The sequence below is a fragment of the Noviherbaspirillum sp. FW303-A3 genome, assembly GCF_058788695.1.
In genome coordinates this window covers 1,426,461-1,440,611 of sequence record NZ_JBYTAZ010000001.1, presented here as the reverse complement: position 1 = coordinate 1,440,611, position 14,151 = coordinate 1,426,461, and the positions used below count along the sequence as shown (strand labels likewise).

15 protein-coding genes are annotated in these 14,151 nt (G+C 61.7%); 10 read left to right on the top strand and 5 right to left on the bottom strand.

Going from position 1 to position 14,151, the window contains the following annotated elements:
- The first annotated feature begins 57 nt into the window (after nt 1-57).
- On the top strand, nt 58-1,674 hold the full coding sequence (locus AC3WOY_RS06995; protein ID WP_492422116.1) for a methyl-accepting chemotaxis protein: 1,617 nt from the start codon (nt 58-60) through the stop codon (nt 1,672-1,674).
- Here the strand turns inward: AC3WOY_RS06995 and AC3WOY_RS06990 are convergent.
- Complete coding sequence (locus AC3WOY_RS06990) at nt 1,667-2,572, bottom strand: LysR family transcriptional regulator (protein WP_492422114.1); 906 nt, start codon at nt 2,570-2,572, stop codon at nt 1,667-1,669. The two genes, AC3WOY_RS06995 and AC3WOY_RS06990, sit on opposite strands and share 8 nt — an antisense overlap.
- A gap of 99 nt (nt 2,573-2,671) precedes the next feature.
- On the opposite strand from AC3WOY_RS06990, the gene AC3WOY_RS06985 reads away from it, so the two are divergent.
- The 6 genes from AC3WOY_RS06985 to AC3WOY_RS06960 all read left to right on the top strand — a co-directional run bounded on the left by AC3WOY_RS06985 (nt 2,672) and on the right by AC3WOY_RS06960 (nt 8,777).
- Nucleotides 2,672-3,379: a histidine phosphatase family protein gene (locus tag AC3WOY_RS06985; protein WP_492422112.1), complete on the top strand. Its 708-nt coding sequence runs from the start codon at nt 2,672-2,674 to the stop codon at nt 3,377-3,379.
- Between the two features lies 1 nt (nt 3,380).
- Nucleotides 3,381-4,151, top strand: coding sequence for an SDR family oxidoreductase (locus AC3WOY_RS06980; RefSeq protein ID WP_492422110.1), 771 nt, complete (start codon nt 3,381-3,383; stop codon nt 4,149-4,151).
- Nucleotides 4,152-4,316: 165 nt separating this feature from the next.
- Nucleotides 4,317-5,528, top strand: a complete 1,212-nt coding sequence (locus AC3WOY_RS06975; protein WP_492422108.1) for an acyl-CoA dehydrogenase family protein — start codon at nt 4,317-4,319, stop codon at nt 5,526-5,528.
- A 58-nt stretch (nt 5,529-5,586) separates the two neighbouring features.
- Entirely contained in the window at nt 5,587-6,351 is a 765-nt protein-coding gene (locus AC3WOY_RS06970) for an SDR family oxidoreductase (RefSeq protein ID WP_492422106.1), read from the top strand.
- A 106-nt stretch (nt 6,352-6,457) separates the two neighbouring features.
- Nucleotides 6,458-8,167 (top strand): long-chain-fatty-acid--CoA ligase, encoded by a 1,710-nt coding sequence (locus tag AC3WOY_RS06965; RefSeq protein ID WP_492422104.1) that lies wholly within the window; start codon nt 6,458-6,460, stop codon nt 8,165-8,167.
- Between the two features lie 103 nt (nt 8,168-8,270).
- Complete coding sequence (locus AC3WOY_RS06960) at nt 8,271-8,777, top strand: septal ring lytic transglycosylase RlpA family protein (RefSeq protein WP_492422102.1); 507 nt, start codon at nt 8,271-8,273, stop codon at nt 8,775-8,777.
- Here AC3WOY_RS06960 and AC3WOY_RS06955 read toward each other — a convergent pair whose 3' ends face one another.
- Entirely contained in the window at nt 8,778-9,746 is a 969-nt protein-coding gene (locus AC3WOY_RS06955; protein ID WP_492422100.1) for a LysR family transcriptional regulator, read from the bottom strand. It abuts the gene before it with no gap.
- A gap of 131 nt (nt 9,747-9,877) precedes the next feature.
- On the opposite strand from AC3WOY_RS06955, the gene AC3WOY_RS06950 reads away from it, so the two are divergent.
- Together AC3WOY_RS06950 and AC3WOY_RS06945 are read left to right on the top strand one after the other, a co-directional pair.
- Entirely contained in the window at nt 9,878-10,669 is a 792-nt protein-coding gene (locus AC3WOY_RS06950; protein WP_492422098.1) for an HAD family hydrolase, read from the top strand.
- Between the two features lie 46 nt (nt 10,670-10,715).
- A complete protein-coding gene (locus AC3WOY_RS06945) occupies nt 10,716-12,017 on the top strand; it encodes an NAD(P)/FAD-dependent oxidoreductase (RefSeq protein WP_492422096.1) in 1,302 nt (433 codons plus the stop codon).
- A gap of 121 nt (nt 12,018-12,138) precedes the next feature.
- Here AC3WOY_RS06945 and AC3WOY_RS06940 read toward each other — a convergent pair whose 3' ends face one another.
- The 3 genes from AC3WOY_RS06940 to AC3WOY_RS06930 form a co-directional block, all read right to left on the bottom strand.
- Entirely contained in the window at nt 12,139-12,408 is a 270-nt protein-coding gene (locus AC3WOY_RS06940) for a GlsB/YeaQ/YmgE family stress response membrane protein (protein ID WP_492422094.1), read from the bottom strand.
- 109 nt (nt 12,409-12,517) lie between these two features.
- A complete protein-coding gene (locus AC3WOY_RS06935; protein WP_492422092.1) occupies nt 12,518-12,805 on the bottom strand; it encodes a DUF2188 domain-containing protein in 288 nt (95 codons plus the stop codon).
- Nucleotides 12,806-12,897: 92 nt separating this feature from the next.
- Nucleotides 12,898-13,098 carry a CsbD family protein gene (locus AC3WOY_RS06930; protein ID WP_492422090.1) on the bottom strand — a complete coding sequence of 67 codons (201 nt, stop codon included), beginning with the start codon at nt 13,096-13,098 and terminating at the stop codon, nt 12,898-12,900.
- A 447-nt stretch (nt 13,099-13,545) separates the two neighbouring features.
- Between AC3WOY_RS06930 and AC3WOY_RS06925 the strand changes: the two genes are divergently transcribed.
- On the top strand, nt 13,546-13,881 hold the full coding sequence (locus AC3WOY_RS06925; RefSeq protein ID WP_492422088.1) for a hypothetical protein: 336 nt from the start codon (nt 13,546-13,548) through the stop codon (nt 13,879-13,881).
- Nucleotides 13,882-14,151: the final 270 nt, after the last annotated feature.

Genomic DNA, 14,151 nt, shown 5'->3' with positions numbered 1-14,151 from the left:
AGCAACGGCCGCGCTGCTGTGGTCTAGGATGAATAAAAAGAACCGGGAGGATTCAACATGCATACTCAACAACTTCGGTATTTGTTGCTGCTGGCCGCAGCCATGCTCGTGAGCGCGGTGCTGGCTTCGTTCGAATGGCTGGCCGGGATGGCAGTGAATCCCTTTGTCGCCGCCTTCATCGCCTGTGCCTCGGGCATCGCCTTGACGATGGTCTTCCACGCGCGAAGCAGCAACGGCACGGAAGCTTTCGCGCACAAGGTCGGCGAGGAAATCGACCACCTGATGATCGGCGCGGCGGAAACCTCCTACTTCGTCGACTCCATCAAGAAGAAGGTCGATGTCGACCTGCAGACCACCGAGGAAATCGTGGGCAGTACGCAGGAGACTGCGCACACCACTGAACAAATTGCCGTCAACGCCGAGCGTGCCGCCAAGGTGGCCGCCAATGTATGCGCCGAGAGCGTGGCGGGACGCGCCGAAGTGGACCAGGGCCTGCGCCAGATCAGCAATGCGCGTGAAGATGCGCAGGCGGCGTCAGGCATGATGGGCAAGCTGCAGGATAAGGCGCGCCGCATCCACGGCATCACCGAAGTGATCAACGAAATCGCCGCCCGCACCAACCTGCTCGCGCTGAATGCCGCGATCGAGGCCGCGCGTGCGGGCGAGCACGGACGCGGCTTTGCCGTCGTCGCCGGCGAAGTGCGCCAGCTGGCGCAACGCACCACTTCTGCAACCGATGATATCGGCAAGATGGTCCGCGAGATCAATGAAGAAGCCGAACGTGCGACCACGGGTATGGGCGCGCTGACCGACAAGGTGATGGAAGCAGCGCAGAATGTGGAGAAGGTGCACGGCTTCCTCAGCAACATCGAGCGCCTTGCAAGTGCGTCACAGGGCGAGATCGAGGAAATCGCCGCCGCTTCGCGCGAGCATGTGGAAACCACGCGCCGCATTGCCGACGCGATCTCGCGCATCCGCGACGGCATGCTGGCAACGGAAACGGAGCTGCCGCTGGCGTCGAAGTCGGCGATGATGCTGAACGACCGCGCCGAAGGCTTGTTCGATGCGGCAACGGCATGCCATGCCAAGACCTCGCACGACGAGATTCGCGCCGTGGCCGAGCAGGCGGCCCGCGACATCGGCAAGGTGTTCGAACAGGCGATCGCGACCGGGCAGATCACCGAAATGGCGCTCTTCGACCGCAGCTACAAGCCGATCCCGAACACCAATCCGCCCAAGCACAGGACGGCCTTCGATGCCTTCACCGACCGTGTGCTGCCGGCGATCCAGGAATCGATCCTGGAAAAGATGCCGCACATCGCGTATGCGGGCGCCGTCGACAACAACGGCTACTTCCCGACGCACAACCGCAAGTTTTCACAGCCGTTGACCGGCAATTACGATGTCGACCTGGTGAACAACCGCACCAAGCGCATCTTCAGCGACCGTACCGGCTCACGCTGCGGCTCCAGCACCAAGCCCTTCCTGCTGCAGACCTACAAGCGCGATACCGGCGAAGTGATGCACGACCTGTCCGTGCCGATTTACGTCAACGGCAAGCACTGGGGAGGCTTCCGCATGGGGTACCGCTCCAGCGGCCCGGCGCCGGCGAAGCCGGCTGTCCCGGCCCGCAAGCCTGCGCTGGCAGCGCCTCGGCTGCGGCAGGTTACGTAGTCCCGACGGACTGCATCACCTGCTCGCGGAACCAGCGGTTCGCGGGATCGTTGTCCACGTTCGAATGCCAGTAGAGGAACACGTCGAACGGCGGCACTTCGAGCGGGAAGGGCAGGATCTGGTTGCCGAACTGTTCGTTGGCGATGCGCGCATAGCGGCCCGGCATGGTGAGGAGCATATCGGTCTGGCTGACCACGCGGCAGGCGGCGAAGTAATGCTGGCAGCGCAGGCAGATGCGCCGCTCCATGCCGAATCGGCTCAGTTCGAAATCCTCGAGGCCCGGCCCGCGCCGGCGCGAACTGGCGAGGATATGGTCCTGCTTCAGGTAGGTGTCGATATCGACCGCGCCTTTGATGACCGGATGCTCCTTGCGCGCGACCACCACCGTCGAATCCTGGTAGATGCGGGTGTGCATGATGTCGCTCGCAAGCGGCAGCAGCACGTCGATGGCCACGTCCAGCGTCCCGTTCGCCATTTCGCTTTGCAGCTCGCGCCGTTCCACATGGCTGGCCGCCACGTCCACCAGCGGCGCGCTTTGCCGCACTTGCAGCATCAGGGGCGGCAGGAAGGTTGCCTCCAGCACATCCCGCAGCGCAATGTTGAAACGCTTTGCCGTCGTCGCCGGATCGAAGGCATGCACGCCGTTGAGCGTGACCTCCAGGCTGCGCAGCGAGCGGCGGATCGGATCGATGATGCTGCGCGCCAACGGCGTCGACACCATCGCATGGCCCTGGCGCACGAACAGCGGATCGTCGAACATCTGCCGCAGTCGTCCGAGCGCATGACTGATCGCCGGCTGGGTCAGGTTGAGCTTCTGGCTGGCGCGCGTGACGCTGCCCTCCGTGTAGATCGCCTCGAAGACGGTGAAGAGGTTCAGGTCGACGCGAGAAATATGCATGGAATTTATCGAATCAGATAATAACTATTCATTTGATCGATTCTAACCCCGGCGATATGCTTTCCACAACCCGCTATTCACGTACAGGGAAGGCAAGCAATGGGACAAATCTATCTGGTCCGGCATGGACAAGCATCGTTCGGAAGTTCGAACTACGACCAGTTGTCCGACCTCGGCCTGGAGCAGGCGCGCCTGCTCGGCGAATGGTTCGCCAATTCCCACCAGAAATTCAACCGCATCGTCACCGGCAGCCTGAAACGCCATCGCCAGACCGCCGACGCCTGCATCGCCATGCTGCCAAAGGCGCACCGCGTCGAGACCGACTGGGATACCGATCCCGGTTTCGATGAATACAACCATCATGAAGTGCTGGTGCGCCATCGTCCCGAGTTCGACGACCCGGAAGAGGTGAAGCGCTTCCTCGCCTCCAGCCCGAAGGCCAAATACGCCTTCCAGGACATTTTCCAGGCGTCGATGTCGCGCTGGATGAGCGGTCAGTACGACGGCGATTACGTCGAATCCTGGCCGGTATTCCAGAAGCGCTGCGTCGATGCGCTGCAACGGCTGGTGGACAGCGCGGACAAGTCGCAGAACATCATCGTCTTCACGTCGGGCGGAACGATTTCGACCATCTGCCAGCATATCCTCGGCCTGTCGGACCGCCAGACGGCCGAGATGAACTGGACGCTGGTGAACTGCGCGATGACCAAGCTTTTCTACCAGCCGGGGCGCGTGACACTCAGTTACCTCAACAATTACTCCCACCTCGAATGGCTGGGCAAACCTGAATCCATCACCTATCGCTAATATGACCAACGCAAACCTGTTCGACCTCTCCGGAAAAATCGCCCTCGTCACCGGTGCCAGCCGCGGCATCGGCGAATCCATCGCCAAAACCCTCGCCGCCTATGGCGCGCACGTCATCGTTTCCAGCCGCAAGGCAGAAAGCTGCGAAGCCGTGGTCGCCGCCATTCGCGAAGAGGGCGGTTCCGCCGAGGCGCTCGCCTGCCACATCGGCGAGATGGCACAGATCGAAGCACTGTTTTCCGCGATCGAAAATAAGCACGGTCGTCTGGATATCCTGGTCAATAATGCCGCGACCAACCCGTACTTCGGACACATCCTCGAAACCGACGTCTCGTCCTTCCAGAAGACGGTGGACGTCAATATCCGCGGCTATTTCTTCGCGTCCGTCAATGGCGCGAAACTGATGAAGAAGAACGGCGGCGGCAGCATCATCAACGTCGCTTCCGTCAACGGCGTCATCCCCGGCGACATGCAGGGTATCTACTCGATCACGAAGGCGGCCGTCATCTCCATGACCCATGCGTTCGCCAAGGAATGCGCGCAGGCCGGCGTACGCGTGAATGCGTTGCTGCCCGGCCCCACCGATACCAAGTTCGCCGCCGCGCTGGTACAGAACCCGGCGGTGCTCAACAAGATGATGCCGCACGTGCCGATGCGCCGCGTCGCGCAGCCGGACGAGATGGCTGGCGCCGTACTGTATCTCGCCTCCAATGCGGCGAGCTACACCACCGGCACCTGCATCAACGTCGACGGCGGGTATCTACTGGGCTGATTTTGGCAGTGAGCGTGGCAGGAGACAGCAGTACATAACAGAAACGGCGGCAGGACGGGCGATCCCCGTCCTGCCAAGCCGGCAACCCGAACGTGCCAGAACAGAACAAGCATCCAACCGCAAGCCACAACAACACCAACCCCGCACACTTTCTTGGAGCAACACATGGACTTCCAGTACAGCGACAAAGTCAAAGACCTGCAAAAGCGCCTCAACGCGTTCATGGATGAACACGTCTACCCGAACGAAGAAAACTTCCACAAGGAGATCGACGCCAACCGCGAAAAAGGCAATGCCTGGATCCCGACGAAGGTCATGGAGGAACTGAAGGGCAAGGCCAAGGCCGCCGGCCTGTGGAACCTGTTCCTGCCGGAGTCGAGCAAGGGCGCCGGCCTGACTAACCTCGAATACGCGCCGCTGTGCGAGATCATGGGCCGCGCCCCGTGGTCCGCCGAAGTCTTCAACTGCTCCGCGCCGGACACCGGCAACATGGAAACCCTGGAGCGCTATGCCAGCGAAGAGCTGAAGGAGCAATGGCTCAAGCCGCTGCTGGCCGGCGAAATCCGTTCCTGCTTCGCGATGACCGAACCGGCCGTCGCCTCCTCCGACGCCACCAACATCGAAGCGCGCATCGAGCGCGACGGCGACGAATACGTCATCAATGGCCGCAAGTGGTGGTCCTCGGGCGCCAACGATCCGCGCTGCAAGGTGTTCATCTTCATGGGCAAGACCGACCCGACCGCCGAGAAGCACAAGCAGCAGTCGATGATCGTCGTGCCGCGCGACACTCCCGGTGTCTCCATCGTGCGCCACCTCCCGGTATTCGGCTTCGACGATGCGCCGCACGGCCACGGCGAAACCCTGTTCGAAAACGTGCGCGTGCCGGCAAAGAACATCCTGCTGGGCGAAGGCCGCGGCTTCGAGATCGCGCAGGGCCGCCTCGGGCCTGGCCGCATCCACCACTGCATGCGCCTGATCGGCATGGCCGAGCGCGCGCTGGAAAAGATGTGCAAGCGCACCTTGAAGCGCGTCGCCTTCGGCAAGCCGGTGGCCGAGCAGACCGTCACGCTGGAACGCATCGCCCAGGCCCGCATCCTGATTGACCAGGCGCGCTTCCTGGTGCTTAATGCCGCCGACATGATGGACCGCGTCGGCAACAAGGCGGCGCTGAAGGAGATCGGCATGATCAAGGTGGCGGCCCCGAACATGGCCTGTCAGGTGATCGACTGGGCAATCCAGGCACATGGCGGTGCCGGCATGGCCGATCCGGTGCTGGCGCACAGCTATGCCAGCGCGCGTTCGCTGCGCATCGCCGACGGCCCGGATGAAGTCCACCGCAACCAGATCGGCAAGCTGGAACTGAAGAAGTACAAGTAATCGCGCAGCGCCGCAGGGCCAGGTGTCCTGCGGCGCACGCTTCAAAGGAAGAGATGGAATGAGCAATCTGGGATTTTCAGGCAAGTCGGTCCTGGTGACCGGGGCAGCGGGCGGTATCGGCCGTGCGGCGGCGCTCGCATTCGCGCGCGAAGGTGCGCGCGTCGCGGTCGTGGATGTGGATGCAAAGGGCGGCGAGGAAACCGTCGCGCTGATCGTGCAGGCAGGAGGTGAAGCGTTTTTCTTCAAGGCGGATGTCTCGCAGTCGCTCCAGGTCGAAGCGATGGTGGCTGCCGTGGCCGACCGCTACGGGAGACTCGACTGCGCCTTCAACAATGCCGGCATCGAGATCGAACACCTGCCGCTGGCCGAGTCGGACGAAGCCAACTTCGACCGCGTGATGAGCGTCAACGTCAAGGGCGTGTGGCTGTGCATGAAGCACGAGATCAGGCAGATGCTCAAGCAGGGCGGCGGCGCGATCGTCAACACCGCGTCGGTCGCGGGCCTGGTCGGCGCGCCGGGCATGCCCATCTACGCCGCCAGCAAGCATGCGGTGGTCGGCATGACCAAGACCGCGTCGGCCGAATATGGCAAGGCCGGCATCCGTGTCAATTCCGTGTGCCCGGGCATCATCCGCACGCCGATGCTTGAACGTGCGCTGGAACGCGAGCCGCGGCGCGAGAAGAACATCCTGAAGGCGCATCCGATCGGCCGGCTGGGCGAAGCCGAGGAGATCGCGAACGCAGCGGTATGGCTGTGTTCGGATGCCGCCTCTTTCGTCACCGGGCACCAGATGGCTGTCGACGGCGGACTGACATCGATTTGAACACAACAACAATTCCCCCCTGGCCGCCCCGGCGCCGGATGAAGCTTATTCATCCGGTGTCCGGGGCGGTGCCGTTTTCAACCTTGCATGAAGGAGAGTGGCAGGCATGAAGCGCAATACGCAGTTCCCGTGGATCAAATCCTACCCGCCGGGCATTCATTGGGATGCCGAACTGCCGACCATGCCGGTGCCGAAACTGCTCGACGATGCCGCGGCGAAATGGCCGGACCATGCGGCGATCGACTTCATGGGCAGGCGCATCACCTACCGCGAGCTGCAGGACCTCGTCAATCGTGCCGCGAAGGGTTTCCAGGCGCTCGGCGTCAAGCCGGGCGTGCACGTCGGCCTGTACCTGCCGAATACGCCGCATTACGTCATCGGATTTTTCGGTGTGCTGCGGGCCGGGGGGACGGTTGTGAACTACTCCCCACTCGATGCGGAGCGTGTGCTGGAACACAAGGTCGAAGACAGCGAGACCGACATCATCGTCACGCTCGACCTCGGGGTGCTGTATCCGCAGATGGACCGCCTGCTTTCCACCACACGCCTCAAGAAGCTGGTCGTCGGCAGCATCGGCGAAATGAGCGGCAACCCGGATGCGGTGCACACGCACATGCGCAATGCCGGGCAACTTGCCGAAGCGGAGGAGGACGCGCGCCATGTCCGCTTCGCCAGCCTGCTCGACAACGACGGCATTTATCAGGCTTACCCGCTGGCGGACCTCGACAATGCGCTGGCGGTGCTGCAATACACCGGCGGCACCACCGGCCTGCCCAAGGGCGCCATGCTCACGCATGCCAACCTGACGACCGCCGTGAGCCAGCTTTGCGCTATCACCGGCGGCGAAAACCGCGTGCTGGAAGAGGGGCAGGAACGCGTGCTCGCGGTGCTGCCGCTGTTCCACATTTACGCGCTGACGGTCAACATGCTTTTCGGCGTGCGTTTGGGAGCGGAACTGGTCCTGCACACCAAGTTCGAGATCGACACCGTGGTGCGCGACCTGGCCGCCAAGAAGATTACCGTCTTTCCCGGCGTGCCGACCATGTACACCGCCATCATCAACTATCCTGGCATCGAGAACCATGACCTCAGCGCGCTCAAGTTCTGCGGCTCCGGCGGCGCACCGCTTCCGGTCGAAGTGAACCAGCGCTTCCAGCACCTGACCGGCTGCTGCCTGGTGGAAGGATGGGGCATGACCGAGACTTCGCCCACCGGCACCTTCACGCCCGTGTACGGCATGCAGAAGGTCGGTTCCTGCGGCATGCCGACCGTGGGCGTCATCCTGAAATTCGTCGAGGTGGACAACCCTTCCGTCGAGGTGCCGCGCGGCGAACGCGGCGAGATGTGCATCAAGGGCCCCAATGTCATGAAGGGCTACTGGAAGAAGCCCGATGCCACGGCGGCATCGATGACGAAGGATGGATTCTTCCGCACCGGCGATGTGGCGTGGATGGACGATGACGGCTTCGTGACCATCGTCGACCGCACCAAGGACATGATCCTGTGCGGCGGCTACAACGTCTATCCCCGCATCATCGAGGAAGCGATCTACGAGCATCCGTCGGTGGCCGAAGTCACCGTCATCGGCGTGCACGATGCCTACCGCGGCGAGTCGCCGAAAGCCTTCATCGTGCTCAAGGCGGGCGCGGCGTCGTTCACGATCGAGGAGTTGAGGAATTTCCTTAAGCGCCGGCTCGGCAAGCATGAGATGGTGCAGGCGATGGAGATTCGCACGCAACTGCCGAGGACGCCCGTGGGCAAGCTGTCGAAGAAGGAACTGTACGACGAGGAAGAGAAGAAGCGAAACATTGCGTAACATGTTTCCCAGAACCTTTGCTGCTTGCATGCTATCGAACTGACAAGGACATTCTTTCGGGAATGTCCGTACCGTTTGTTGTGACAGCTCGAATGGAGCAGGCATGAAGACAAAAAAATGTCGCAGCGCGGTGGTTCTCGCTCTGGCTCTGTGTTTCGGCGCGCCGTCGTGGGCACAGGCTCCTTCGAAGAGCGATACCCAATCCACCGCAAGTTCAACGAAGAAACCGCAACTGGACCGCTCAGGCAAGCCGCGCAAGGGCAAGGCGTCCTACTACGGAAAAAAATTCCATGGCCGGAAAATGGCCGACGGCACGCCGATGGATCCCAACTCCAACATCGCCGCCAGCCGCACGCTTCCCCTCGGGACCAAGGCCATTGTGACCAACCTTGAAAACGGCAAGAGCGAAGTGGTCGAGATCCGCGACCGCGGGCCGTATGTGGATGGACGCATCGTGGACCTGACGCCGAAGACGGCGGAGAAGCTTGATATGAAGAAGGAAGGCCTCGCGACGGTTGAGGTCAGGCCGATCGAGTTGCCGCCGCAGGACGCCGGGATCAAGTCCGCATCCCGGGCGCGCAGCAGTGTCGAGGAGAGTTCCGGACAGTAGTCAGGCGCGGATCTTCCGGCCTGGAGATTTGAGTTTTGCCGCATCCCGGTGGAAAGCCTCAAGCTGCCGCCGCACCACCTCCTGCCCGTTCTCGATCACGAAATCCTGAAACGCCGCCGCCACCGTGGGAATGTGCTGGTCCACCAGGTGCATCACGTACCAGTCCGCCTCGACCGGGTTCTCCGCCATCGGCAGCATGCGCACGAGCCCGGCTTCGAACTCCAGCGTGCAGGCATGCACAGACAGGAAAGCCACGCCCAGTCCCGCCACCACCATCCGCTTGATCGCCTCGTTGCTCGACAGCTCGGAACCGATGCGCAGCGGGTAGCCGGCTTCCTTGAACAGCTTCTCGATCGAGGTGCGGGTACCCGAACCGCGTTCGCGCACCAGCAGGTTGGCTTCCATGATGTCGGCCAGCGTCACCTTTTTCTTCTGCATCAGCGGATGCTTCGGGCTGGCGACGAATGCCATTGGATGGCGTGCAAAGCGTGCCGCGTTGGTGCGCAGCTCGCGTGGCGGCGTGCCCATGATGGCGAGGTCGATCTCGTGCTTGCCCAGCATGTTCACGATCTCGTTGCGGTTGCCGACCTGGAGCTTGATGCGCACGTCGGGGCGCTCGGTGGTGAACTGCACCAGCATCGGCGGCAGCAGGTATTCCGCGGTCGTGATTGCGCCGATGCGCAGGGTGCCCGAGATGACACCCTTGAGCGCAGCCACCTCGTCCACCGCCTCGTCCCACAGACGGAGGATGCGGTCCGCAAACTCCGCCATCACCTCGCCCGCGGCAGTCAGCTGGATGCCGCGTCCTACCTTGCGGGTGAGCGATGTGCCCGCTGCCTCCTCGAGCATCCGCAATTGCAGCGATACCGCCGGTTGCGTCACGTGCAATGCGTCCGCAGCACGTGAAACGCTTTCGTGGTGCGCCACCATCACCAGGGCCTGCAATTGTTTGAAGCTGGCGAGATGCATAAGTGATTCCTTATCAAATAGACAGAAAAATTAATTTTTCTTTTGGATTTCTTGCGCTTATATTAACAGCGAACGAGACAGCAAATCGCGCCAATGCATGGTTCCGGCGCACATTTTTCAGGCGGAAAAGTATGGGAATCGAAGCGATCACACTCGCGCTCGACGGCGTGATTTTTGACACTGAAGACGCGCAATTGCGGGCATGCAATGCAGCCTTTGACGCCTGCGGGCTGGACCTGCAATGGTCATTGCCCCAGCTGCGCGCGTCGGCAAGGGTGTGGGGCGCGGCGAACGTGACGGACTCCGTCGCCGAGCGGATGGGGCTTGCATCGACGGATGAACGCGTCGTCAACCTGGCGCAGGAAAAGAACCGCCTGTTTCATGACCTTGTCCTGGCGAACCAGCCCCTGCGCAGCTCGGGTTGCGCGCAGCTGATGGCCGATGCGCTCGAGAGCGGATGCAAGATCGCGGTCGTCACCGACATGCCGGTGACGACGGCGACAGCCCTGCTGGACCAGTCATTCGGCAATGCGGTCACCAACATCTTTTCGGTGATCGTCAGCGGCGCCGATTTCTCGACGGCGGAAGGCAATGGACCGTACGAACTGGCGCTGCGCACGATGGGCGCCGACGCCGGCAGCTGTGTCGCCATCGATGCGGCCGTTCCCGGCCTGAACGCCGCACGGCAGGCAGGCATCTGGACCATGGCCGTGACGCCGTACGAAAAGGATATCGCGCGCATTTCCGCCGCGGACATCTGGTGTCCGCAGATGCAGGAACTGCGCGACATGATCGAACGCAGGAATGCGCCGAAGACGCGTCCGGAACGCTTCGTCACCTTCGATGCGCTGCGCGCGTTCAAGAAGAGCCGGACAGGCATGCCGGTATTGTCGAAAACCATGCCGGTACACGCGGCGGCCTGATCGATCATGTATTTCATCGGAATTTCAATCAGTTTGGAGGCGCGAAATGGAAACGATTGCTATCGTGGGAGGAGGTGCCGGCGGGCTTGAGCTCGCGACCCGTCTGGGCGACAGCCTGGGCAAGAACGGACGCGCCAGAATCGTTCTTGTCGACCGTTACCCGACACACTTCTGGAAGCCGCTGCTGCACACCGTTGCGGCGGGCAAGCTCGATCCGCAAGTGCACCAGGTCGAGTATGCCGCCCAGGCAGCCGACCATGGTTTCCAGTTCATCTGCGGCGAAGTGCTCCACGTGGACCGCGCCTCCCGCACGCTCGACATCGGTTCCTGGCGCACGGATGACGGCGCCGAACTCCTTCCTCCGCGTACCCTGCAATACGACAAGCTGGTGCTTGCCTGCGGCGCGGTGACCAACTTCTTCAATATCCCCGGTGCGGCCGGGCACTCGTTGACCCTCGACAGCGTTCAGGATGCGGAGTTGTTCCGCAAGCGCTTCCTCGGGGCATGCCTGCAGGCGAGCAGCCGGCGGGACGGCGCGCAGGATGGGGCTGCTGTAAACATCGTTATCGTTGGCGGGGGCGCGACCGGCATCGAACTGGCGGGCGAGCTTTGCCACACCGTTCGCACGCTGGCGCAGTACAACGTGCATTCGCTCGATCCTGCGCGCGATGTCCGCATCCGCATCATCGAGCGGGGCGACCGCCTGTTGCCGCAGCTGAACCCGCGCCTGTCCGCGCGGGCGGCGCGCACCCTGCGCCGTCTCGGCATCGAGGTGTGTACCGGCATGACCGTGGCGCGGGTGGAGGCGGACGCCGTCCATGACAGTGCCGGCGTGCGCCACCCTTCCGACATCACGGTATGGGCGGCCGGCGTGGAAGCGCCTGCCATCTGCACCACGCTGGGCTTGCCGCTGAACCGCATCAGGCAGGTCGTGGTGACGCCCGAGCTGCGCACGGAAGCCGATCCGGCCGTATTCGCCATCGGCGATTGCGCGAGCTATGTCTGCCCGGTGAATGGCGCCGCGGTTCCGCCCCGTGCTCAGGTGGCGCACCAGCAGGCGGTGTACCTGGCCGATGCGCTGATCCGGGCGGTCGGAAGCAGGGGGGATGGCTTCCGTTATCGCGACTACGGTTCCGTCGTGTCGCTCGGCCCCTTTGCCGCCATGGGCGTGCTCATCGGCGGCGCGAACAAGCGCGAGATGCTGGTGGGCGGGCTGGCCGCGCGTCTCCTGTACCGGCTGATGTACCAGAAGCACGTGATGTCGCTGCACGGTTTCGTGCGCATGGCCGCGCAGTCGGTCGCGCACTGGATACGCGGCAAGGTCACGCCGCCCGTAAAACTCCACTAGGGCGCACTGGAAATGGAAACAGGCGCGAATCCCGGACATCGGGAATTCGCGCCTGTTTCTTTTTGCCGGTTCAGGAAACCGGCTGGATGTTCGGTGCAGCTGTCTTTCTCTCCTTTCGCCGTCAGCGTGGCGTGCCGCGACGCAGGAGATTGACGATTGCCAGCAGGATCACCGCACCCAGGAAGGACACCAGCAGCGAAGAAATGCTGAAGTCGTTCTGGTTGATGGTTCCCGTCCCGAACAGCGGTGCGAGCAGCCAGCCGCCAAGCAGCGCGCCTACGATACCGACGACGATGTTGAGCAACAGGCCCTGGCTGGCGTCCGTGCGCATGACGAGACTGGCGAGCCAGCCGAGAATACCGCCTACAACAATCCAGATAATGAAGTTCATGGTTTACCTCCTGTGTTGACAAAGTGGCTACATCAATAGACTGGCTGCCTGGGGAATGGTTCATCACGGCCGAATGCCGGAAATCCGGGATGCGCCGTGAGCGTTTCAATCAGCCGCGCGGCCGGCGAATGCCGCCCTTGTCGTCAGTCGGGAGAGGCGAAAACCCTTCCTCATCCTCGACCAGGACAGTCGCGTCTTGCTTGGATTTCGTCAGTTGAGTGGCATACGCATAGGCATCCTCCTTATCGTCAAACGATGCAAGTGGTACGTCCTGCCCCTTTTCGGAAACATCCCATCGGCCGTTCAGGCCCGGCGACACGCAGATGACCAAGGTGCCTTGCTGATCGAATCCCATGTCGTTGACTCCTTGCTCGCCGGCCAGGCGATTCGTGCTCATGTGTGGAAACGGATAGCCGCGGACGAAAGGCCAGGCGGTGAGAGGGGATGGTGAAATGCAGCGCCGGGTAAAGGCAGCGCGACGGGCACGGCTTAGTGAAGCGTCCGCTCGAAGCCCTCGATCTGCCTTTCGGCTTCCTCGCGGCCGATGCCGTAAGCTTCCTGGATCTTCCCGACAAGCTGCTCGCGCTGTCCGGCGATCATGTCGAGCTCATCGTCAGTGAGCTTGCCCCACTGCTCCTTCACCTTGCCCTTGAACTGTGTCCAGTTCCCTGCGACGGTATCCCAATTCATGACAATCTCCTTTTGTTCAAAACGAGAAATGCTTCGTTGATGCACTTGAGGGTGTTATGAACCAGAAAAAGAGACGCGTTATCTGGTTCGCAACACACCCCTGGTCTGTGCAAATCCTGTGCCTATACTGGATCGAGAGAGGTGTGAGGCTTTTGGCAGTGCCTGGTTGTAAATGTTCCAGCGCATTTGAAAACAATACAGCGGGGGGACTGGAATCATGGCTCTGGACGTATTGCTGCAGCAAGATTGCCGTTGCGGAGGGGCAGGAAAGTGGCTGCTTACGTCCACTAGAACTCATTTCATCAATAGGCGCGGGCCTTCCTATTGATGAAATGAGTTCTAATAAATAATTGAATAATTTTTGTTGTTTTTGGAAACTTAATTGAAGTCAAGGTGTCATTTGTTACACCTAAGTACGATGAGTTGTTTTTTTATCAGGAGCCAATCATGACCGAACACGCGCTGTCGAGCCAGGAAAGCTACGATCCCAATCGACTACTGGACACGTTGCTCGAGCGGATGAATCTGAAGAACGACGCGGCACTCTCGCGCATGCTGGAGGTCGCGCCCCCGGTAATCAGCAAGATCCGCCACCGCCGCCTGCCGATCGGCGCCTCGCTGCTGATCCGCATGCATGAAACGACCGGCATGAGCATCCGCGAACTGCGCGATCTCATGGGTGACCGCCGTACCAAGTATCGCCTGAGCGATGCCCAGGGCAAGCCCAAGGCCCCGCCGGCAGAGCAGGCTCCGAGCGGCGGCCAGCCGAGCCACTTTCACTGACGACGGTCATGCCCATCGTCTGTCCTTCCGCACTTCGCCCTGAAGTGCCGGAAGGACAGGCATTCTGCCTGGCCCCACGCCCGGGACGCATTTCCTTGCGCGCCTGACAATATTCCGCCTGCGTTTTTCCTCTGCCGGATATCTGTCGCCGGATCAGAGTCCCTCTTGCCGCGCTATTGTGGACATCCGAAAAAATTGACTGGAATCAATGTTTTTCTTTGTCACTCTCCCTATTCTCTTTACAATTGTTGACTAAAATCAACTTTTTTC